The organism is Sorangium sp. So ce426, assembly GCF_051475585.1.
In the GTDB taxonomy this organism is placed as follows: domain Bacteria; phylum Myxococcota_A; class Polyangia; order Polyangiales; family Polyangiaceae; genus Sorangium; species Sorangium cellulosum_B.
Genome location: NZ_CP150341.1, coordinates 8,865,025 through 8,886,143 on the forward strand (window position 1 = coordinate 8,865,025; position 21,119 = coordinate 8,886,143).

A 21,119-nucleotide genomic window follows, 5' to 3' on the forward strand; every position below is an offset into this window, starting at 1 on the left:
CGCACAGCTACGGAGAGGATGGTTGAGATCATGATGGCGAGCGATCCTCGGCTTCCCGTGTTCCTATCGAGCGCCAAGAGGGAAGTGTTCCACTCGGTGGAGCACCGTCATCAGATCTGGCGAGAGAATCCATTCGATGTAGAGTCTGTTCACACGAAGGCTCGCGAGCAATTCCAGCGCCTCCTCTCGCAGGCCACGACCCCACCTGGACTCGACTCTGGGCGCATCTTGCTTCTACTTGGCGAGTCGGGCAGCGGAAAAACACACCTCGTCCGGTCGTTCCGTAACCATGCGCACATTAACGGATTCGGCTTCGTCGGTTACATGCAGATGACGACGGCCACGTCCAATTACAGTCGTTACCTGCTCAGCAATTTAATCGATTCTCTTGATCAACCTTATTACGAGCCCAAAGGGACGGACTCAGGCCTACTAAAACTATCCGATGCAATCGCAAACCGGTGCGGAGACCAGGCGACCATTGATTCACTGTGCGAGAAAGCAGATCTTGAGAATGACGCCGTAAGCGAACTCGTGGAGCACGCGGCAGATCGATTCATTGCGCAGCCGCGCTACGCCGACCTCGATCTGGACCTTGTGCGGGCCCTGCTCTACTTGCAACGCAACGATCCCACGCTTAAGAAGCGCGTGGTCAAGTACCTTCGCTGCGAGGAGCTCGCGACCCGCGACCGCAAGTTCCTTGGCGGCATGGCATCGAGAAACGCTGAGGAAGATGCCCCGAGGCTCGTCGAGCAGCTCGGTAGATTGATGTGGTCGCTCGACTCGCGTTCGCTGATCATCTGTGTTGATCAGTTCGAGGACATGTACCAGCTCAGCGACGCAGAGGGAGCATTTCGGCGCGTCATGTCTGCGCTCTGCGCCGTCGCCGATCAGGTGCCCTCGTCCATCGTCGTGATCTCCTGCCTCGAGGACTATTACGCCAAGCTCCGCCCCCGCCTCACCCGCTCGACGCTCGACCGCATAGAGAACGCTCCTCCTCCTGTCCGGCTCGTGAGCGAGCGCAGCGCCGAGGAGGTCGAGAAGATCATCCAGCAGCGGCTCGGCTATCTCTACGAGACGTCCGGCATCACGCCGTCCTCCGGGTTCACCTCCCCTGACGACGCGCTTTACCCCGTCCCACGCGCCGTCGTGCAGCGGCTCGACCGGAAGCGTACACGCGACGTACTCGACTGGTGTTGGCGCTTCCGGGAGAGCTGCATCGACGCCGGCCGGATCGTGGAACCGCCGCCAGTTCCGACCGGTCTCGATACGCCCAGCCCCGACGAGCGCGCCGTCGAGGCGGCGAAGACGAGGCTCGAGCAGGAGTGGAACGACCACCTGGCCCAGCGGCAGGCGGAGCCGCCCGAGGACGCCAAGCTCGCGGAGCTCTTCGCCTGGGCGATCCAGACTTGCGCCGACGAGCTCGAGAGCGGTCACCGCTTCGAGACGCATGTCAAGAACGGGAACATCGAGGTTCGCATCATGGTCCCGACCTCGGATGGGAAGCTCCGCCTCGGCGAGGAGATCCTCGTCGCGCTGTGCAACAAGGCGCCTCAGGGCGGCGGGCTCGGCGCCCAGATAGAGACGGTGGCGAAGCAGGCCGAGAAGCGTCCTCTCGTTCTGATCCGGAGCGGGGAGTTCCCGAGCAATCCGAAGACGGCCGTGGCGAAGACGCTCGCGGCGATCCTCGAGAAGGGCGCTCGCAAGGCGGTCGTCGAGGACAGCGACTGGCGCAAGATCGTGGCGTTCCGTGCCTTTCGCGAGGCGAACCAGCAGCGGCCGCACTTCATGGACTGGCTCCGGCAGGAGAATCACCTCTCCCGGCTCTTGCCGCTCATTCACGTCCTCGATCTCGATCGCCTCCACCGCTTCGCCACGGAGGCGACGCCTCCTGCTCGCTCCGCCACGGCGACGCCCGGCGTCGCGCGACATCCGCCCGAGAAGTCTCGCGCGGCGGAGCCTGAGCCACGTGTACCAGAGCCCGACGCGCCCCGGGCCACGAAGAATGGCGCCGCGCCTCGCGGCCCGCAGGAGCAGGCGCCCCCGCGCGACGCCGGGGCGATCGTCGTCGGCACGACGGGGGAGCTCCTGTCGCAGCCGCTCGCGCTCGACATGGACGTGCTGAGCGCTCACGCGGCCTTCCTCGGCAGCACGGGCAGCGGCAAGACGACGCTAGCGCTCAACGTGGTCGAGCAGCTCTTGCTCCGCGGCATCCCCACCATCCTGATCGACCGCAAGGGGGACCTCTGCGCCTACGGGCGCGCGGCGCCCTGGGAGCAGCAGCACGAGGAGCCCGCGCTGGACGAGCGCCGGCGAGCGCTGCGCGCCCGGCTCGACATCGCGCTCTTCACGCCTGGCCACCCGGAAGGCAGGCAGCTCGCCATTTCCCTCGTGCCCAAGGGGCTCTCCGAGCTCAAGGACTTCGACCGCGACCAGGCGGCCGGATACGCCGCCCAGGCGCTCGGCGACATGCTCGGCTACAAGCACGCGCGGAAGGACAAATCGCTCCGGGCGATCCTCGTCCAGGCCCTCCAGCTCCTGGCCGCGCACGGCGATCCGGACAAGCTCACGCTGGAGGCACTCATCACGTTCATCGCCGACGCCGATCCGCTGCTCGTCAACGCGTTGGGGAGACTCGACACCAAGCTCTTCAAGGATCTGGTGCAGGATCTCGAGACGCTCAAGCTCAGCGCGTCGGATCTCCTGTCCTCGACCAGCGAGAAGCTCGACGCCGAGCTGCTCCTCGGTCTCGGCGCTCACGCCCAGCCGGGGCGGACGCGCCTCAGCATCATCAACACCAAGTTCCTGGGGGACAACGCGAAGATCCTCTTCTGGGTCTCGCAGCTGCTCCTGTCGCTCACCCGCTGGGTGACCCGCACGCCGTCAACGCGCCTCCAGGCGGTGGTGCTCTTCGACGAGGCCGACGTGTATCTCCCGGCGCAATCGCAGCCTGCGACGAAGGCACCCATGGAGAACCTGCTCCGCCGCGCGCGCTCCGGCGGGCTCGGGCTCTTGCTCGCGACGCAGAGCCCTGGGGACCTCGACTACAAGGGCCGGGACAACATCCGGAGCTGGTTCGTCGGTCGAGTCACCCAGCCCGTCGCGCTCGACAAGATGAAGCCGCTGTTCAGCGACGCTCGTGTGAACGTCGCGGATCGGATCGCCTCCCAAGGCGTGGGCGAGTTCTACCTGCTCCAGAACGGGCAAGCGACAGGCTTCAAGGCCCACCAGGCGCTCCTTCGCACCGAGCAGGTGCCAGAGAACGAGATCTTGACGCTCGCGGCGCGGCGCAGAGGGCCCCTTTCGCGCTGAGACAACGGGCCGTGCGCGTGGCGCCTCGTGGACGCGATCCTTCGACGCGATGAAGAGGTGAAGGGGTGAGCGGCGCGATCATCGACTTCGAGGACGAGCTGTCCCGGCACGGACAGCTCCTGGCGCGCGAAGCCGTGCTCGCGGAGCTCCGCGCGTGGCTCATCGGAGAGCAGGCACTGCGCCGCGGGTGCGTGCTCCTGCTCGGGAGCCCGGGTATCGGCAAGAGCGCTATCCTTGCCCACATCCTCAAGAAGACGCTCCCCGGGCCGACAGCCCCGCACCACATCATCCGGCGCGGGAACGAAGGCTGGGACCGACCCGAAGCGGTGGTGCAGAACCTGTGCGCCCAGATCGAGGAGATCTTCCCGGGGGTGGACGGGATGGACGTGCCCCTGGAGCGGCGCCTCGGCGAGCTGCTCAAGAGGGTCTCGAAGGACGTGCTCTGCCCCGAGAACCGACGGCTTATCCTGGTAATCGACGGGCTCGACGAGGTCGCGACCGACGCGCTTGGACAGGGCTACCTGCACCGCTTCTTTCCGAACGTGCTGCCGGCGGGGGTCGTGCTCCTGTGCGCGTCCCGGCCAAGCCATCACGGGTTGCACTGGACAGAGCGACTCGGCGGACTGCACCGGCTGAACCTCGACGACCCCAAGTGGTCTCCCTCGAACAAGGACGCATGCCGTGTCTTCTGGGAGCACCACGGCGCGCGGTTCGCGCCTCCGCTCGATCGCGCCTTCATCGACGCGGCTGTGCAGCGCGCGGGAGGGAACCTGCTGCACGCGGTCATGCTCAGGGAATGGCTGGAGAACCAGCCGCCCGAGCGACGCGTGGCCAGGAACATCCCCGAAGGGCTCGACAGCTTCCTCGAGCAGATATGGTCCGAACTTCACCAGCTCGCCCCTGCGCGCTGCGCGCTCGTGATCGAGGGGCTCAGCGTCGCCTGCGTCGCTCGAGAGGCACTCCCGGCGTACCTCTTCAGCGAGCTGCTCGGGTGGTCGGCGACGAGCGATGTCGAGGCATTCTTGCGCGCGACCCGCCCCTTCCTGCTCAAGGAGCTCGCGCACTGGCACGAGGAGGAATCCGCATACCGGCTGTATCACGATTCCTTTCGCGAGTTCGTAGCCAGTCAGCTCGGCACGCCGAAGCTGCGCGAGCACCACCGGCAGATCGCTGCGAGGCTCGCCACCTGGCTACGCGACGAGAACAACAAGGTAGGGCACAGCTACGCGCTCCGCCACACCGTGGCGCACTGGCTCGAAGCGGGCGACATCCACCAGGCGCAGACGCTCTGCGCCGACGTCGACTACCTGAAGACGAAATGCCGTGCGCTCGGCGTCGCCGCGATCGAGCAAGATCTCGCGGCCACGATCTGCCCCTCGGAAGGCGACGTGTCCGTGGAGCTGTCCGCCGTCCTCGCGGCCATCAGGGCAGAGGCGAACCGGCTGACCGTTGACCCCGCGTCGTTGCCCTTGCTGCTCTACAACCGCCTGCGCTGCACGGGTTGGCCGGCCGAGCAGATCGAGCGTGTGCTCCGTTTCCGCGCCGGCCCGCCCCCGCTCCGGCTGCTGCACCCGGTGCGCCTCGGGGCGACACTCCTGCGCACCTTGCCGGGGCACGACAAGGCGGTGGTCGCCTGCGTCGCGACGCCGGACGGAAGCCATCTCCTCTCCGCGTCGGCCGATCGAACGCTGCGGCTCTGGGCGGTCGAGTCGGGCGACTGCGTCGCGGTGCTGGCTGGCCACACCGACCAGCTCACCGCGTGCGCCGCGACCCCCGACGGGCGTTCAGCCATCACCACGTCGGTCGACGCGAAGGTGAGGATATGGGATCTCGCCGCTCGCGTCTGCGCTTTCGAGCTGGACAACGAGGGCCGCTGGTCGACGGCGTGCGCGGTGTCCCCCAACGGACAACACATCGTCATCGGCTCCGACGACGGCAGCATCCGCGTCCTGGATAGCAGGTCGCGCAAGCCCACCGTGACGCTCCTGGGGCACACTGATTACGTGACCGCATGCCTGGTGACACTGGACAACAAGCGTGTCGTCTCCGCGTCGCGAGACGAGTCGGTGCGCGTCTGGGATCTCGCGTCCGGCGAATGCCTCTTCGTACTTCGTCGCGCCGAGCCACCTGATTCGCGCGACGTGGAGGAGCAGCGTTGGATCACCTCCATCGCGCTCACGGCGGACGGAAGTCAGATCGTTGCAGCGTCGGAAGACGGATCGCTCACGCGATGGGAGCTCTCCTCGGGAGAGCTCGTCCATAGCTTCGCCCTCGGCGAGGGGCGCATCGACGCATGCACTGTCACACATGACGGCGTTCACCTCGTCTGCGGCCTCAAGAACGGCGACCTCGTGGTCTTGGACCTCGTGACATCGCGCCGCGTCCTCTGCGTGAGGGCGCACTCGGATGCTGTGTCGGCCTGCGTCGCGACACCGGACGGCCGGCGCATCGTCTCCGCGTCATCCGATCGATCCCTGAAGCTGTGGGAGCTCGGCGTGCCGACAATCAGGACCCTCGAGGAGGGACACGCCGCGCCGGTCACCGCCTGTGGCTTGACGCCCGACGGCGTGGCCGCTGTCTCGGCATCGGCGGACCGGACCATCAAGGTATGGAACCGGGCGACCGGCGCGTGCAGCGCCACGCTCGAACGTGACGGCGACATGGTCGCCGCGTGCTGCGCCATCTCGGCGGACCGCCTCCACGTGGCCGCCGGCGCGAGCGACGGGCGGCTCGTGGTGTGGCGCGTCGCTACGGGAGACTTCGTGTCCATCCGTAAGGTTCACACGGATCGGGTGAGCGGCTGCGCGTTCACGCTCCGCGGCCAGATCCTCTCTGCATCGCACGACGGCACGCTGTGCCTGTGGGATCCGACACGCAGCGCGGATGGCGCCGTCATCGGACATCACGGTGATGCCGTCGAGGGTTTCGCGGCCACGCCCGACGGATCGTTTGCCCTCTCGGTGTCACGGGGAAGCGGGGCGAAGCTCTGGAATATCGCGACGTGTCGATGGGGGCCGCTACCGGTCGGCGCCGGATTCCTCTGCGGCGCGCTGACCCCGGATGGCCGGCGCGTCGTGCTCGCGGGGGAGAGCGGTGTGCTCGAGATGCACGACCTCGGCAGTGGTCGCCGGAGCCACAGCCAGCAGCGGCACGACAGGCCGATCCTGGGCTGTGCGTTGTCGCCGGATGGGAAGCGAGTCATCTCGGCGTCCAAGGACGAGACGCTCAAGACCTGGGACTTCAATACAGGCAAGCTCCTTGGCACCCTTCACGGCGTCCGCCTGTTCCGGTGCGTAGCTATGACGAAGGACTGGATCTGCGCCGGAGACGAGGAGGGAAACCTTTGGATCCTGGCGTCCGGCACTGCGACACCCCAAGAAGGCGCGCGTCAGGAACCAGCGAAGCGGGCTCCGAAGACGCCCCCTGTCAGCCGCAGCGCCGCAGCGCCCGTGTCCACCGGCGTGCAGAGCCGCAGCACCATCTCTCCCAAGGGCAAGCGAGCCACGGTGACCCGGCTCATCGACACCAAACCCAGCTCGGCGCACGCGTCCATGACAAGGGCACGTCACGCCAACCTGCGGGACGTGCTTGCAGACCTCTACACGACAGTGGAGGAGATCCGGCGCTTCCTCTCGGAGGCCGACCTGGATGTGCGGCGAGTCGCGCTGACAGGAGCTGCCTTGGATATCTGGGAATCCATACTCACCGAGGCGCACCGCCTGGAGTGCCTCGACAGGGTGGTACGGTGCGCACGGGGGAATTTCCCAAGTAATTCGAGGCTCGCTGAGGCTGCGCAAAAGCTAGGCTTCGACTGAGCACTTTGTGAGCATTGGACATCGTCGCGCTATTGAGCAACGCCTCGGAGGCGGAGCAGCCATCACGGGACAGATGCACCGTGCGCCGGCGCTGACGAGCGGCGCACCGCCGCCGTCCGGAGCGCGGCGGGCCAAGGCTTCCTGCCGCGTCGGCTCGCCCGTCCTGGTCCGCGCCCGCCGGCATGTCTTCCGGGCGTGCGCGGCGCAACCTTCCCCCCATGAGCCCCCCTCTGGCCCCGCCCGGAAATCCGCAGCGCCGCGACGGTTCGCCTTGACGGTAGCGACAGCACCGCGCTCGCGCGACATGCGCTTCGACCTATGCCGCCGCGGCGGCAGAGAGGTGCAGGCCGATATCGTGACGCCCATGCAGGGATTACGCGGCGAGGAGCAGCATCCGGTCATCCTCGCGCATCGCCAGCTCGGGCGTGCGCCTCGTTGGTCAGCGCAGCAGGTCTTGCAGGTGTCCACGCCCCCGAAAGCCACGGCGCCGTCGCCAAGGACGCTGATGGCTGCCCACGCCTGCTCGGCGTCTCGAAAGGCTACTCGTGTTGGCGCGATGCGTGCTGAGTCCGCGAGCTCCGAGCGCTCACATGCGAACAAGAACATCGAGTATGGAATCGTGGCGCCTCATCAGGAACCCCTCCTCGTAAGGCGGTACGGCATCTGCTCGCGACGCCCCCGCGTTCAAGACCGAGCCGGATCTCACCTTCCCCTCCGCTCACGCTCCGAGACTAGGTCGAGCACATCGGCCCCCGGCTCGCCCTGCGGTGGCGTAGGCCCTCCGAGCAGCCGCCCGATCGCCTCGTGCGCGACGCGCGCCGTCTCTACATCGCCTGCCGCAACAGCGGCCGCCAGCCCCTCCCCGAGTTGCACGAGCAGCGTCGCCCTCACCGACACCGCCCTCTCCCCCACCCCTTCCCCCCAACGCCCTCCCCCCCGATCGAATCGCCACGCGCCCCCTCCGAATCGTCACACCCCGCTCCAACCGCGTCGATCCGTCGCCACCCCCTCCGATTTCCCCGGCAATTTCGCCGTTTCGCCCCCGTTCCCCCGCCCCAGAGCGCCTTTTAAATCCACCGCGTCTGCCATTTCGCCGCGGGGCCCGTCCTCCGCCAGGCCTGCGCCACGGACCAAGCCCGCGACACGCGCTCAACCACCACCACGACAAGCGCAAACGGCTCTCCCGCGGCGTGACGCCGCGAGCCGTCCGCCCGCCCGCGTCAGCCCCCGCCGCCGCCGACCTCGCGCCAGCGGATCTCCACCCGCTTCGCGCCGAGCTGCGTCGCGAGCGCCGTGATCTGCCGCTCGGCCTGCGCCTTCGCGCGCGCCATCACGTTCCCCTCGAGCGCGGCCTTCTCGATCGCCGCCGTCGCCTCCTTCCGGGCCCGCCCCTCCAGCTGCTCGTTGCGCCGCGCGAGCAGGCTGGTCGACCGCGTGTAGACGTACGTCTCGTCCTCGTCGAGCCGGGTCGAGAAGACCTCGGGCGCGGGCAGCGTGAGCCGCGCGACCCCGGTCTCCGGATCCATCGCGATGTCGCCCTCGCCGATCCGCGCGAGATCGACGCCGATCGTGACGTGGCCGACCGCGACGAGCAGAAGAGCGTCGGTGGCCTGCACCAGACCGAACAGGCGGTTCTGCCGGTCGGCCAGATCCACGACCTTCTCGACGTGCACCTCCGTGGTCTCGAGCCGCGACAGGTCGCGGATCGCGATGAGGAGCGCAGGAGACGGCCGCGCGACGACGACGCTCGAGGGCGCGGGCGCCGGACCGCCGAGGCGCGGCGCCACCACGAGCGCGCCGAACCCGACCGACGCGAAGAGCGCCACGACGAGCAGCGCGATCCGCGCGGCGCGGCCCGCCTGCGCGCGGGGGCGCGGCGCGTGAACTGCGGCCGAAGCGTAGGGGTCCTGGAGCGGGCCTTCCATCGGGGGGTCTACCTTGGAGGACCACGGGCGCGCAGCAGGCGCCCGCGGCGGCTCGGCTGGACGCCGACCCGAGGAGCCGCGCGTCCTCCACGGAGAGTACCCAGAACTGGAAGGCCCGAGGGCGAGAAGAATCGACCAGCCCCCCTGCCCGCCTGCCAGCCCGCCTGCCAGCCCCCTGCCCGCCCGCCCTTCCGCCCGCCCGCACAGCGCGCCAGCGGCTATGCCGCCGCGACCCACCTCACGCCGCGCGCGCCGCAGACGCAGACCGCGGCGGCGCCGCCGCCTGCTCCGCCTCCGAGGACGAGAGCGCCTGCTCGAGCATCCAGTCGTCGACGTCGCCCTCGGCCGCATGCTCCAGGGCGAGCCGCACGTCCCGGTTCGCGCAGCCCTCGGCCGCGATCCGCAGCCGCTCCTCGGTCTGGCCGTCGCGCGAGCCCGCGAGCGCGAGCGCGGCCCCGATGCGGAGCTCGGCCGGCGCGCCGCCGTCCTCGAGCACCGTGAACGCCTGCTCCCGCGTGAGCTTCGCCGTCCGGTAGTCGGCGCCGGCCTCGCCCACGAGGCGGCGCAGCGCCGCCCGCCAGGCGGGCGCAGGCAGGCCGCGGCGCCCGAGCAGCGCCACCGCGCGCCCCGCGTCGTGGGCGCCTCGCCCGCTCCGCTCCCGCAGCAGCGCGAGCAGGTGCTCGCGGCGCCGCTCGGCGAGCACCATGCTGAGCCCCGTCTCGCTGGGATCGCGCAGCAGCTGCGGCGGCACGAGGGTGAGCGAGAGCTCCTCGCCCCCGGCGAGCGCGAGCTCCACCCCGAGCGCCGTCTCCTCGACCCGCTCGATGCTGCCGAAGGAGATGAAGCGCTCGCCGGCGTCGTCCCGGAGCGAGAGCCCGTCGCTGCCCGCCACCAGCACGCGGCGCGCAGAGCCCTCCCTGAGCAGCGCCGCCAGCACCCACGCCGAGGCGCCCGTGACGACGCCGAGCGAGAGCGCCACGTCGAAATCGAGCACCGACCAGCAGAGCAGCGACATGAGCGCCGCGACCCCGACGAACAGGCGGCGCCGCGGCAGCGACGGCGCGTCGTCGTAGAGCCGCGCGCTCCACGTGCCCCGCGCCCGCCCGGCGGCGATCACGCCGAGCAGCCGCTCCGCGTCGCCCGGATCGTCGACGCGCACCCGGATGACATCGCCGTCGTCGGTCTTCAAGGCGACCTCGCCGCCGGAGCTCGAGAGCCGCGCGCGCGTGAGCGAGAGGAGCGGGAACGCGCGCCGATCGCCAGGGCGCTCGATCCACAGCGCGTTGCTCACCCGGACGACCGCCGCGCCGGACGAGCCCACCGCCGCCCAGAGCCAGGCGATCGGCGTGTAGAGCAGGCACGCCAGGCAGAGCAGCGCGAGCAACGACCCGAGCAGCGCGAAAGGCACCATGACGGCCGCCACGATCGGGCCCGCGATCGGCTCCACGAGCGACGCGACCGAGAAGACGACGAGCAGCCACGCGAGCGCCGACGAGAGCAGCCGGCCGATGGATCGCGCGTCGGCGTAGGGCTGGATGAGGACCCCACACCGCTTGAACACGCCGTCGCTTCCAGCGGTCCCTGCCACCCCACCACGGTGATGGCACCCGCCTGCGAGTTCAAGCGCACAGCGCAATTTCAGCGCAGGAGGAACCCCTGCGCTGCCGTCCCCGGCGACCGCGCTCAGTACGCGTCCGCCGGGGCGCGCGCGTCCGCGGGGAGCGTGAGCGGGAGCATCTCCACGGCCGCATCCCCGCCGGCCAGCCACTGATACCGCGCCAGGTTCGAGAGGACGCGGCCCACATAGGTGCGCGTCTCCTCGTAGGGGATCCGCGCCACCCACACGTCGGTGTCCCGGTCGATGCCCCCACCGAGCCAGTGCGACACGGCCTTCGGACCGGCGTTGTACGCCGCCGTCGCGAGCGGCAGGCTGCCCTCGAACGTCCGGAGCAGCTTGCCGATGTAGAAGCCGCCGAGGCGCAGGTTGAGCGGCGCGCTCTTGAGCTGCCCGAGGTCGAAGCCGAGCGAGAGCTCGCTCGCGGCCTTCTGGGCCGTCGACGGCATGAGCTGCATCAGCCCGACCGCGCTCGCGGGGCTCACCACGACAGGATCGAACGCGCTCTCCTGGCGCATCAGCGCGTGAACGAGGCCCCTCGGCAGCCCGTGCTGGGCCTCGAGCGCGCGCACCTCGCCGGCGTACGGCTCCGGATAGACGCACTCCCACGTCCAGCGATCGGCCTGCGAGGGCGCGCGCTGGAGCGCCGCGGCGGAGACCGCCTGCGTGCCGACGCGGTAGCGGCGCTTCGCGGGCGAGAGCATGCCGTACATCCGGCAGAGCGCCTCGCTCTCCTGCCCCGCATAGGCCGCGGTCACCTCGCGCTCGTTCTCGGCGAGGTAGCTCTCCGCGTCGCCGTCGAGCCCCATCGACGCGAGCAGCGCCGCGGCCGGCGGCAGCTTCACCTCCACCGCCCGGGCGTCCCCGAGCGACGCCGGGGTGAGCAGCGGCGGCATGGGCGCGCCCACCGCCGCGAGGCGCGAGCGCGAGAGCAGCGCGCCCCACGAGAGCGGCTGCTCCCGCATCACCTGCGTCCAGAGCCGCACCGCGCCGTCACGGTCGCCGCCGCGCAGCGCCGCGAGCCCGGCGAGCTCGCGCAGCCGCGCCGCGTCGGCCGGCCTCGCGTCGCGCGCGAGCTGCTCCAGCGGCCGCCGCGCGCGCGCGGCGCCGCCCGTCGACAGCGTCGCGAGCGCCCGCTCGTAGGCCGCGTCGCCGCGCCGATCGCTCCGCGGATAGGCCTCGAGGAACCGGCCGTACTGCGCGACGGCCTCCGCGTAGCGCCCGACCTGCATGAGGAGCCGCGCGGCGAGCAGGCTCGAGAGCTCCCCCCAGCGGGTCTTCCGGAACCTGCGCGCGACGGCGAGGTGCCGCTCGATCGCCTCCGCCTCGCGCCGGAGCCGCGAGAGCGAGCGCGCCGCGAGGTGCAGCTGCTCGGCCTGGCGCGCCGACGGCGCGGCGGCGACCTTGAGGAACGCCGCGGCCGCGGCCTCGTAGTCGCGCGCCCGGTAGAGCGCCGTGGCCCTGCGGTGGTGGAGCTCCGACGCCGGCACGCCCGACATCTTGTCGAGCTCGGCGATCGCCTCCGCCGCGCTGCCCCCGGCGACCATGGCGTCGACCTTCTGGAGCCGCTCCTCCTTCGAGAGCTGCCCCGGCAAGGCGGCGAGGAGCGCCGCGGCCTCGCGCCCGTCGGGCGACGACGGCGCGCTCTTCACGATCCACCGGAGGTCGGCCTGCGCGAGCGCCGCCGCGGCCGCCTTCTCCCCCGGGCGCTCGGCGGCGTCGCGCACGCCGAGCTGGACGCGCGCCCGCGCCATCCGCGCCGCGGCCTCGTCGCGCGACCTGCGCGCGCGCTGCGCCGCGGCCACGGCCCGATCGGCGAGCGCGCGCGCCTGCTTGAGATCGCCGCCCTTCATGGTGGCGAGCGCGGCGCGCGCGAGGCCGGTCGCGCTGCCCGAGCGCTCGAAGTACGCCGCCGCCTCGAGGAACGGCCCCACCACGAACGCCGCCTCCGCCCGGTAGCGCGCCACCTCGCGGGAGAGGAGCGGCAGCCCCTGCTCCAGGCCATGCAGCAGCTCCACCGCCTTGCCGTGATCCCCGAGCTCGAACGCGACGCGCGCCCGCGCGTACTTCATCGGCGGCAGCGCGCGCTGCTCCATGGGCAGGGCGTCGAGCCGCTCCGCCGCCTCGGCCCAGCGCTCGAGCCGTACCGACTCGACCCAGGCGCCGTCCACCATGGGCGGCGCGGGCAGCGCGAGGGCGAGACCCGCGGGCGGCACGAGGGCGAGACCCGCGGGCGGCGCCGCGGCCGGCGCGGCGCGCGCGGTGCTCTGCGACGGGGGCGGCCCGGCCGCGTGGTGCTCCGCGCACGCGGCGAGCGAGAGGCCGAGGACCCACGCGACGGCCAGCCGGCGGCGCGCTCCCTCTGAAGACGGCTTCGGTGGCGACGGAGCCCGTTTCATAGCCGACCCGGCGCGTTGGACGACCCGCCGGCAGCGCGCCCTGAGGACGGAGCCCCGCGGAACGACGGCCTCCGCGCGCAGGCCGCTCGAACCGCAGCGCACGCGCTGCCGACCCCTTTAGCTAGCAAGCCTGGGCCCAAGGTCGCAAACAAAGTGTCGGGCCCGACGCGATCCACCGCTTCCCGATCTCCACGTCCTCCTCGAACAGGAAGGCCGCGACCTCGTCGAGCGACCCAGCGCGGTTCGGCGGCGCACCCAGACGGAGCGCGGCGGCCTTGCCGAACGCGGCGACCACCGGGTGCGGCGAGCTCGCGAGCCGCAGGAGCTCGGGTACGAGCTCCACCGCCCCGAACGCGCCCGCGAGGATCGCCGCCAGCGGCCGCGGATCGGCGGGGCAGTCGTAGCTCCACGACAGCGCCGAGCGCAGCGCCGCGATCGTCTCGGGCGCCGCCGCGCGCGCCGCCGCCGTGCGGTAGCCGCCCACCGGCAGCGCGAGCTGCGCGTCGCCGCGGCTCGTCGCGCAGATGCCGTCCGCCGCTTGCAGCAGCGCCGCGGCGATCGGCTTGGTCACGCCGTCGCCGAGCGCCGTCTGCCCCTCGACGTCGGCGGCGACGGGCCGCGACGCCTCCTGCGCATACCCCTCGAGGTTGGCGAGGAGCCGCTCCAGGTCCACCGCGCCCGCGGCGCGGCCCGCCAGCACCTCGCGCTCGGTGTGCACCGTCACGAGGCTCGACACGATGGCCGGCGTCCCTCCGCGCATCGTGTGCGACACGTCCACGCTCACCTGCTTGACGGCGGGCCACCGCAGCACCCGCGGCTCCGTGTCCGGGTCGACGACGATCCCCCAGGGCACGATGGCCATCGTCACCTCGCGGGCGCCGCGCTGGATCGGGGGGCGGTGATCGGCCCGGACCAGCGCGAGCAAGCCGAGCGCGCTCCCCATCGCGATGAGCCCCAGCGAGAGCGCGTGGCTCCCGGCGCTCCAGACGGCCGCGGAGGCGCCCGCGAGCCCCGCGGTCCCGGCCGCGGCGAGCGCGCTGGTCGAGCCGGGCTCCGGGTGGAGCCACACGTAGCGGAAATCCGGCGGAGGCAGCTTGCGCAGCACGGTGACGACCCCGGACGACAAATCTAGGCCGCCGCGCCACCAGGCGCCACCGGGTGCGCCGGAGCGCCCGCGCGCACCACGCCAATCGCGGCGTTCCACGCGCGCTGCGCGGTGGTAGCTTCGCGGGCCGTGCTGCTCTCCCGCGTCCGCCTCGTCCATCTCGGCCCGTTCGAGGACCTCTCGCTCTCGCTCGAGGACGCCGCCGGCGCGCCGCGCCGGCTCGTGGTCCTCTTCGGCGGCGACGGCGTGGGCAAGACCTCGATCCTGTCGGCGATCGCGTCGACCCGGCCCGGGTACGCGGTCGCACAGCCGAGGCCGCGCGGAGACGACGGCTCGCAGCCGCTCGTCGTCGCCGACTGGATGCTCGGCACGGACGACCCGGCGCGCGCGCACCCGCTGCGGGTCACGAGCCCGAACGCGCGCCTCGACGAGCCCGAGGACGCGGCGATCTTGCGGCGGAGGGAGCAGTCGCTGTTCGAGCGGCGCGCGGCCGAGGGGGGCTTCGTCCTGGTCGCGCTCTCGGGGGCGCGCTGGTTCTCCCGCAGCGCGATCGTGCTGACGACGCCCGAGCGCAGCATCCTCCGCTACGACGTGCGCGCGGCCGCGAGCTTCGACGACGCGACGCGCACCGACCTCACCCGCGAGACGAAGCAGGTGCTCTCGTTCGTCCCGATCGCGGCGGCGCTCGCGCGCGACGGCCGGAAGAGCCGGCCGGAGGCGCTCTCCGACGCGCAGCCGGACGGCCAGCCGGGCGCCCAGGCAGAGCGGCTCGGCGCGCTCGATCGCGCGCTCAAGGAGGTGCTCGAGGCGCTGCTCGACGGCCACGGCGTGACGTACGCCGGCGTCGACCCGCTCCGGCTCGAGCCGATCTTCGAGCGCGCGGACGGCCAGCGCGTCGACTTCGACGATCTCGGGCGGAGCGCGCGGCACACCATCGCGTTCGGCGCGCTCGCGCTCCGCGCGCTCGCGTCCGCGCACCCGGGCGGCGATCCGCGCCTCGCCGAGGGCGTCGTGCTGATCGACGACATCGAGGCGCAGCAGCCGGCGCACCGCCAGCGATCGCTCGCCGCGCGCCTGCGCGCCGCGCTGCCCAACGTGCAGTGGATCGTCACGACCTCCTCGCCGGCGATCGCGCTGGGCTGCGAGCTCTCCGACGTGATCGCGCTCCGCCGCGAGCCCTCGTCGGGGCGCGTCGAGCTGCACGAGGGCCCGGACGCCGTGCTGCACTGAAACACGCGGCGCGGCGTGCCGCCGAGCGGCGGGCGGCGCCGCGCCTCCCTCCGCTCGCGCGCTCTCGCGCCGCGCGCGTCAGACGAGCGGCACGGCGAGGAGCACGACCTCCTTGCCGCGGACCTCGATCTTGTAGCGCATGGGCTTGCCGTGCTTCCGCCCGAGCTCCTGCTCGCTCGCCTTGAGGCGGGCGACGAACGCGTCGCGGGTGATGTGGTCCACCGGATCGCCGAGCGACTTCTTCGCGGCGATGTACTCGGCGAAGATGCGCGCGTAGTAGGCGTCCTCCGGCTCCTCGAGGAGCGCCTTGGCGTCGGCCGGGATCTCGCCCGCGGACAGCGCGGCCATCCGCTCGTCGACCTCGAGGGCGTCCCGGAAGGACGCCGACGTCGGCGCGCGCGACGGGCGCCCCTCGGCGTCGGTCTCGTCCTCCTGCACCCCGAGCAGCTGGTTCAGGAGCGAGTTCAGGCGGAACACGAGCCCGCCGAGCTCGGCGTGCTCGATCTGGAACCGGAGGTCGGTCCGGCCGTTCATGATCGCGAGCAGGCCGTCCTCGATCTCGGAGACCGGCTGCGAGATGTACGCGTCCAGGAAATACGCGGCGATCACGACGAGCACGAGCCCGAGCGCGGTGACGCCGAGGAGCGGCCAGAGCAGCGCGCTCGCGAGCCCCGGCGTCCGGAGCTGCGCGATGCTGAGCAGCACCGCGCGCCGCCCGTCGCCGTAGCCGTCGAGCGCGTGCCCGACGGCGCTGTACTCGCCGGACAGCCCGCCGATGTCGACCGTCTGACCGGAGCGCAGCGCCTTCAACGCGCCGTCCTTCGCCGGCGACGCCGTGAGCGCCGCGACCAGCTGCGGGGAGGCGTCGCGCGACTTCGCCACCACGTCGAGCCCGTCGCCCGACTGCATCGCGACGACGAGGACGCGCCCGCTCGTGCGCTCGCTCGCGTTGGTCAGCCGCTCGTCGTTCAGTGCGGTGCCCACCGCGACGGCGCCGATGATCTGCCCGGCGTCGCTGCGGATGGGCGCGTAGGACGCGAGCAGCTGCTCGTTGCGCGCCCGGCTGACCCACACGTCCGAGCCGGTCACCCCCTGCTCGATGGCGAGCTTGAGCGACGGGTAGACGGCGCCGAGGTCGTCTCCGCGCATGAGCGCGGAGGCGTTCCGTCCGAGCACCACGCCCTTGGTGTCCACCAGGACCACGAGGGAGGGCGGGGTCCTGGCCAGCTCGGGCGAGGCGACGACCGCCTCCCGGATGGCGTTGGCGGCGCTGGTGGCCGCCTCGGCGCGGGCCGGGGCGGTGCCGGCGTTGAACGGCTCGCGCAGCTTCGGGTCGCTCGCGTGGGAGTCGAGCCACCGCTCCAGCACGAGCCCGTCCACCTGGAGCTGCGCCATGGCGGCCGCGAGCGCGCGCGGCGCCTCGCCGGGGCGCCCGATCTCCGCGAGGGAGGCGCGCGTGAGGGCGTAAAAAAGCCCTCCGACCATGAGGACAATCACGGCGAAGACTGCGATGATCTTTCCGCGCATCCTGCGTCTCCACTCCTTCTTTCCGGGGCTCAGGGCAAGCTACCATCCGCTGCGGCGCTGCTACAACTCTCCACCCAGCTCATGGTGCACTTGAATCAGCCGCACTCCGAAGCCCCGCGCCTCTACGTCGTCGACGACGCGCTGTTCGAGCAACATCGCTCGCGAGGCGCGCACCCGGAGCGCCCGGAGCGCCTCGAAGCCGCCCGCCGCGCCATCGAGCGCTGCGCCGCGGCCGGCCTCGCGCTCGAGCACGTGGCGTCGCGCGACGCCACCGACGAAGAGCTCGCCCGGGTGCACGCCCCGCGGTACCTGGAGTCGCTCGGCCGGCTCAGCGGCCACTATGCGGCGCTCGACCCCGACACGTACGTGGTCCCGCGCTCGGTCGAGGCGGCGCGGCGCGGCGCGGGCGCCGCGGTGGCGCTCGTCGACGCGGTGCTCGCCGGCCCTGGCCGGCTCGGGGTCGCGCTGCTCCGTCCGCCCGGCCACCACGCCACGCGCGACGCCGGCATGGGCTTCTGTCTCCTGAACAACGTCGCCGTGGCGGCGCGGGCGGCGCTGAGCAGCGGGCTCTCGCGGGTCGCGGTGGTCGACTTCGACGTGCACCACGGCAACGGCACGCAGGACATCTTCTGGGACGATCCGCGGGTGCTGTTCTGCTCGCTGCACCAGTGGCCGTTCTACCCCGGCACCGGCGCCGCCAGCGAGCTCGGCGGAGGCGACGGCGCCGGCTACACGGTGAACGTGCCGCTGTCCGACGGCGCGACGGACGCGGTCTACGAGGCCGCGTTCGACGAGCTCCTCCTTCCGGTGCTCGACGAGTATGCGCCCGAGCTGATCCTTGTCTCGGCGGGGTTCGACGCGCACGAGCGCGATCCGATGGCGGCGATGAAGCTGTCGCGCGCCGCGTACGCGGCGATGGGCCGCCGGCTCGCGGCGATGGCGACCGCGAAGGCGGGGGGGCGGCTCGCCATCTTCCTGGAGGGCGGCTACGACCTGACCGCGCTCGAGAGCTCGCTCACGGCGGCGCTGCTCGCGGCGTCCGGCTGCGAGGCAGCGGACGACCCGGCTGGAGGGTCGGTGCCGCCGGCGCCGCCCGCGCAGCGCGCGCCGATCTCGACCCGCCACCGCGCGGACCTGGACCGGGCGCGCCGGGCCGCGCTGCGCCGGTGGACGACGCTCTGAGCGAGGCGACCGGCGGCGCGCGCGCCGGGAAACCAACCGGGGCCGAGGCGTGAACGGGGCCGCCGGGTCCTCTGCCTGGAGGAGGCCGGCGCCTCCTTAGAGGGGGGTCAGGGCGGGAAGCCGGGGCGGGGATCATCGAAGAGCGACACGCTGTGCGTTTCCGTGATTGCACTCTGCGCGGAGCTGAGTATTCTGCCAGGCCTTCGCAGCCCAACGGGCCGCGAAGAACGGTGGGTATAGCTCAGTTGGTAGAGCACTGGATTGTGGCTCCAGTTGTCGCGGGTTCGATTCCCGTTACTCACCCCAGGTAGAACAGCCCGAAATCGTTGGCGAAAGCGGCGACCCGAGGGCTGGACGGGTGGACGAAGCCGGGGGGGCTTGGGTCCGCTGGCGAGGGCTGCCGGCTACCTTGCCCAGAGCACGGCGAGCTCGATTTCGATGGCGTCGAAGGGCGCGACCCGGACACGCGCGGCGTCGCGGTGGACGACCGCCGCGTCGATCTCGCCCGGCGCGTCCGGGTCGGGGAAGTGCAGCTCGGGCTCGGGGAGGATCCACCACCCGCCCGGGCCGCCGCGACCGCGGTGGAATGGGCCGAACAGCTCACCTTGCAGGGCTCCCTCGGCGTTCGCGTGCCGCGGCGACGGCCGGGGCATGACGTGGAGCACGCCCCCGATGAGCTCCGCCACCTTGTTCGGCGCGGGACGGCGTCGAGGTCGGCGTACGTCGCGCGACGCTGCTTCCCGGCGGGCTGGCCCAGGGCGAAGCCTGCCCGGGGGCGCGCGGCGAGGCAAGGCGGTGAGGAGCAGGGACGAGCGCGCTCGGACACCCCATCATGGACGAGCTCGCGCGGCGTCGCGAATCGCTCGCTTCGACAAGCGCCCTTCGCGCCTCGGAGCCATCGATTCATGGATATCCATCCACCGCGGTGGGCCGTTACCCATTCTCCCGGAGACAGCAAGTCTCATTCTTGTAACCAACTCGCCACAATCCCCGCGTAGCGTCCGCGCGCATGAAGACCACTCTCCCCGGGAGCCGCGCGTCGGCGGCGCGCCTCATCTCCGCCGTGTTCATCGCGATCAGCGCGCCTCAGCTCGCGGCGTGCGCCGCGGATCCTTCGAGCGATGCCGCGGATCCTGCCGAGTTGCCGGTCCCCGGCGCCGTCGATGTCGTCCGCCCGCTCACGCTCTCCGAGCGCGCTCGTGTGCCCGAGAAGGAGCCGGGGTTCGTCGCCGCGGCGCTCGGGGACCACGAGCTCGTCATCACCCATGACGGCAGCATGACGCCCTTCGCCGCGGGCGACGTGCTCGGCGGCACGCAGGGAGGCGGCTACCTCGCCCGCGTCGTGAGCGTACGCACGATCGACGCGACGCGGGTGGCGCTCGCGACGACGCCCGCTCCTCTGACGGAGTTCATCACCGAGGGCCATTTCCACGTCCACTACGACGCGCGCGAGTACGCGCGCGCCATCGACGATCACGTCGCGCGCGCCCGCGATCTCGGCGTGGAGGACGGCGAGCAGATCGCGAGCGCGGCGGAGGCCCTGAAGATCTCGTCCGGCGCCTCCATGAAGCTCCTCGATCTCTCCTCGGGCTCGCTCCCGGCGTCGTGCGGGGTCACCGCGCACGGGACGGCGGCGCTCGACGTCACGGCCGAGCTCTCGCCGGCGCTCGACCTCGAGGTCCACATCGGCCCGAAGGGCAAGCTCAACCCGGTGCCGGAGCTGAAGCAGCTCCGCCTCGTCGCGTCGGGCCAGCTCGACGTGAGCGCCAGGCTCCAGGGCACCGGAACGGTCACGGGGAGCTGCTCGGTCGATCTCCTGGAGCTCGCCGGGGGCGTCCCGAGCCTGCCGCTGCCGGCGCTGACCTTCTGGGTGGGCCCCGTCCCCGTCGTCGTCACGACGGACGTCGTGCCGAGGGCGAAGGCGGATCTGGGGCTGTCCTTCACGGCCGCCGAGGTGGAGGCCGTGGCGCAGGCAACCGCCGAGATCGAGGCCGGGGTCGACTACAGGAACGGCACGTGGAGCACGATCTGGGAGCCCTCCGGCTCGGCCTCGGGCTCGGCCTTCATCGGCGCGCCCGGCCCGATCACGGCGTCCGGCAAGGTGAGCGCCGGCGCGGAGCTCCGGGCGCGCCTGTACGGCATCGTCGGCCCGAACGTCGGAGTCCAGGCGTACGCGCGCGTCACGGCGGAGACCGCGCCGCCCTACTGCGCGTACGACGCGCGGGTCGACGGCGGCGTGCGGGCCTACGCAGAGGCGGTGGCGGGCGTGTCGGTCGGCCCGCTGGATCTGACGCTCAAGCGCCTCGATCTCGTCGATCTCGAGCTCCTGCGCTTCGACGGACCGCGCGCCTCGGGCCCGCTCCGCGACGCGCCCGAGTGCGACGCGGCGCCCTGATCGCGCCGCGCCTCATCGCGCCCTCCGTCCGGGAGGCGAGGCGCCCTCGCCTTCCCTTCCCGCGCGCGGGAAGGCGAGGCGCCGCGCTCAAGGGTCCGCGCACGCGACGTAATCACAGGACGCCTCGCTCACGCACTCCTCGGTTCGCTCCACGAGGTCATTCCCCTCGAGGCCGAGGCACGCGGTCTCGCAGCTGGTCTTGCTCGGCGGCGGAGCGTCGTTCTCCTCCGCGCAGAGGATGCGGTGCTTGCAGAGCTCGCTGCATGCGTTCAGGATCTCTTCGTCTTTGCACCCCGCGGCCACCGCGGCGAAGAGGCCGAGGACGGCGGCGATGACGAGCGGGATCGATCGGAGTTCTGCGTTCTTCATGGGCAGCTCACCTCGGTTGTGGAACGGAGACTCTCCCCGGCGAGCGACCCGCTGCCGCACCCCCGCGCCAGCGCACGAGAAGAAGGCGAGCGCGCGACCCGGCACGGTAGCAGCGCTTTGCAGAAGGCCAGCGCGCCTCACCACGAGGCCACGCCTCCGCGCAGAGCATAGACGAATCCCTGGCCGCCGCCCACCGCGCGGCGGCAGCGGGAACGGGGATGACGAGATGACGGAGATGACGCGAA

General features: G+C 71.9%; 12 protein-coding genes and 1 tRNA gene. 6 read left to right on the plus strand and 7 right to left on the minus strand.

Annotated features, from left to right (window positions below; translation table 11 throughout):
• The first annotated feature begins 30 nt into the window (after nt 1-30).
• Both WMF44_RS32985 and WMF44_RS32990 read left to right on the plus strand, forming a co-directional pair.
• A complete protein-coding gene (locus WMF44_RS32985; protein WP_437294020.1) occupies nt 31-3,312 on the plus strand; it encodes a helicase HerA domain-containing protein in 3,282 nt (1,093 codons plus the stop codon).
• Nucleotides 3,313-3,377: 65 nt separating this feature from the next.
• Complete coding sequence (locus WMF44_RS32990; RefSeq protein WP_437294021.1) at nt 3,378-7,127, plus strand: effector-associated domain EAD1-containing protein; 3,750 nt, start codon at nt 3,378-3,380, stop codon at nt 7,125-7,127.
• 1,220 nt (nt 7,128-8,347) lie between these two features.
• Here WMF44_RS32990 and WMF44_RS32995 read toward each other — a convergent pair.
• The 4 genes from WMF44_RS32995 to WMF44_RS33010 all read right to left on the minus strand — a co-directional run bounded on the left by WMF44_RS32995 (nt 8,348) and on the right by WMF44_RS33010 (nt 14,171).
• Nucleotides 8,348-9,052, minus strand: a complete 705-nt coding sequence (locus tag WMF44_RS32995; RefSeq protein WP_437294022.1) for a DUF4230 domain-containing protein — start codon at nt 9,050-9,052, stop codon at nt 8,348-8,350.
• 238 nt (nt 9,053-9,290) lie between these two features.
• Nucleotides 9,291-10,613, minus strand: a complete 1,323-nt coding sequence (locus WMF44_RS33000) for a hypothetical protein (protein WP_437294023.1) — start codon at nt 10,611-10,613, stop codon at nt 9,291-9,293.
• 122 nt (nt 10,614-10,735) lie between these two features.
• Nucleotides 10,736-13,066, minus strand: a complete 2,331-nt coding sequence (locus tag WMF44_RS33005; RefSeq protein ID WP_437294024.1) for a transglycosylase SLT domain-containing protein — start codon at nt 13,064-13,066, stop codon at nt 10,736-10,738.
• A gap of 121 nt (nt 13,067-13,187) precedes the next feature.
• Entirely contained in the window at nt 13,188-14,171 is a 984-nt protein-coding gene (locus WMF44_RS33010; protein WP_437294025.1) for a hypothetical protein, read from the minus strand.
• A 129-nt stretch (nt 14,172-14,300) separates the two neighbouring features.
• Between WMF44_RS33010 and WMF44_RS33015 the strand changes: the two genes are divergently transcribed.
• Nucleotides 14,301-15,401, plus strand: a complete 1,101-nt coding sequence (locus tag WMF44_RS33015) for a hypothetical protein (protein ID WP_437294026.1) — start codon at nt 14,301-14,303, stop codon at nt 15,399-15,401.
• 78 nt (nt 15,402-15,479) lie between these two features.
• Here the strand turns inward: WMF44_RS33015 and WMF44_RS33020 are convergent, their stop codons facing one another.
• A complete protein-coding gene (locus WMF44_RS33020; RefSeq protein ID WP_437294027.1) occupies nt 15,480-16,886 on the minus strand; it encodes an MXAN_5187 C-terminal domain-containing protein in 1,407 nt (468 codons plus the stop codon).
• A 123-nt stretch (nt 16,887-17,009) separates the two neighbouring features.
• On the opposite strand from WMF44_RS33020, the gene WMF44_RS33025 reads away from it, so the two are divergent.
• Both WMF44_RS33025 and WMF44_RS33030 read left to right on the plus strand, forming a co-directional pair.
• A complete protein-coding gene (locus tag WMF44_RS33025; RefSeq protein ID WP_437294028.1) occupies nt 17,010-18,110 on the plus strand; it encodes a histone deacetylase family protein in 1,101 nt (366 codons plus the stop codon).
• Nucleotides 18,111-18,340: 230 nt separating this feature from the next.
• A tRNA-His gene (locus WMF44_RS33030) sits at nt 18,341-18,416 on the plus strand.
• A 98-nt stretch (nt 18,417-18,514) separates the two neighbouring features.
• On the opposite strand, the gene WMF44_RS33035 is transcribed toward WMF44_RS33030, so the two are convergent.
• Nucleotides 18,515-18,796 carry a hypothetical protein gene (locus tag WMF44_RS33035; RefSeq protein ID WP_437294029.1) on the minus strand — a complete coding sequence of 94 codons (282 nt, stop codon included), beginning with the start codon at nt 18,794-18,796 and terminating at the stop codon, nt 18,515-18,517.
• A 323-nt stretch (nt 18,797-19,119) separates the two neighbouring features.
• On the opposite strand from WMF44_RS33035, the gene WMF44_RS33040 reads away from it, so the two are divergent.
• Nucleotides 19,120-20,505: a hypothetical protein gene (locus tag WMF44_RS33040; protein ID WP_437294030.1), complete on the plus strand. Its 1,386-nt coding sequence runs from the start codon at nt 19,120-19,122 to the stop codon at nt 20,503-20,505.
• A gap of 87 nt (nt 20,506-20,592) precedes the next feature.
• On the opposite strand, the gene WMF44_RS33045 is transcribed toward WMF44_RS33040, so the two are convergent.
• The gene (locus tag WMF44_RS33045; RefSeq protein WP_437294031.1) at nt 20,593-20,874 is read right to left on the minus strand and encodes a hypothetical protein; all 282 of its coding nucleotides are present in this window, start codon (nt 20,872-20,874) and stop codon (nt 20,593-20,595) included.
• Between the last annotated feature and the right edge of the window lie 245 nt (nt 20,875-21,119).

Bases quoted from the DNA above. Each gene is read 5' to 3' on its own strand.
- WMF44_RS32985 (WP_437294020.1), top strand. From the start codon at position 31: ATGATGGCGAGCGATCCTCGGCTTCCCGTGTTCCTATCGAGCGCCAAG.
- WMF44_RS32995 (WP_437294022.1), bottom strand. From the start codon at position 9,052: ATGGAAGGCCCGCTCCAGGACCCCTACGCTTCGGCCGCAGTTCACGCG.
- WMF44_RS33005 (WP_437294024.1), bottom strand. From the start codon at position 13,066: ATGAAACGGGCTCCGTCGCCACCGAAGCCGTCTTCAGAGGGAGCGCGC.
- WMF44_RS33020 (WP_437294027.1), bottom strand. From the start codon at position 16,886: ATGGTCGGAGGGCTTTTTTACGCCCTCACGCGCGCCTCCCTCGCGGAG.
- WMF44_RS33025 (WP_437294028.1), top strand. From the start codon at position 17,010: ATGGTGCACTTGAATCAGCCGCACTCCGAAGCCCCGCGCCTCTACGTC.
- WMF44_RS33040 (WP_437294030.1), top strand. From the start codon at position 19,120: ATGAAGACCACTCTCCCCGGGAGCCGCGCGTCGGCGGCGCGCCTCATC.
- WMF44_RS33045 (WP_437294031.1), bottom strand. From the start codon at position 20,874: ATGAAGAACGCAGAACTCCGATCGATCCCGCTCGTCATCGCCGCCGTC.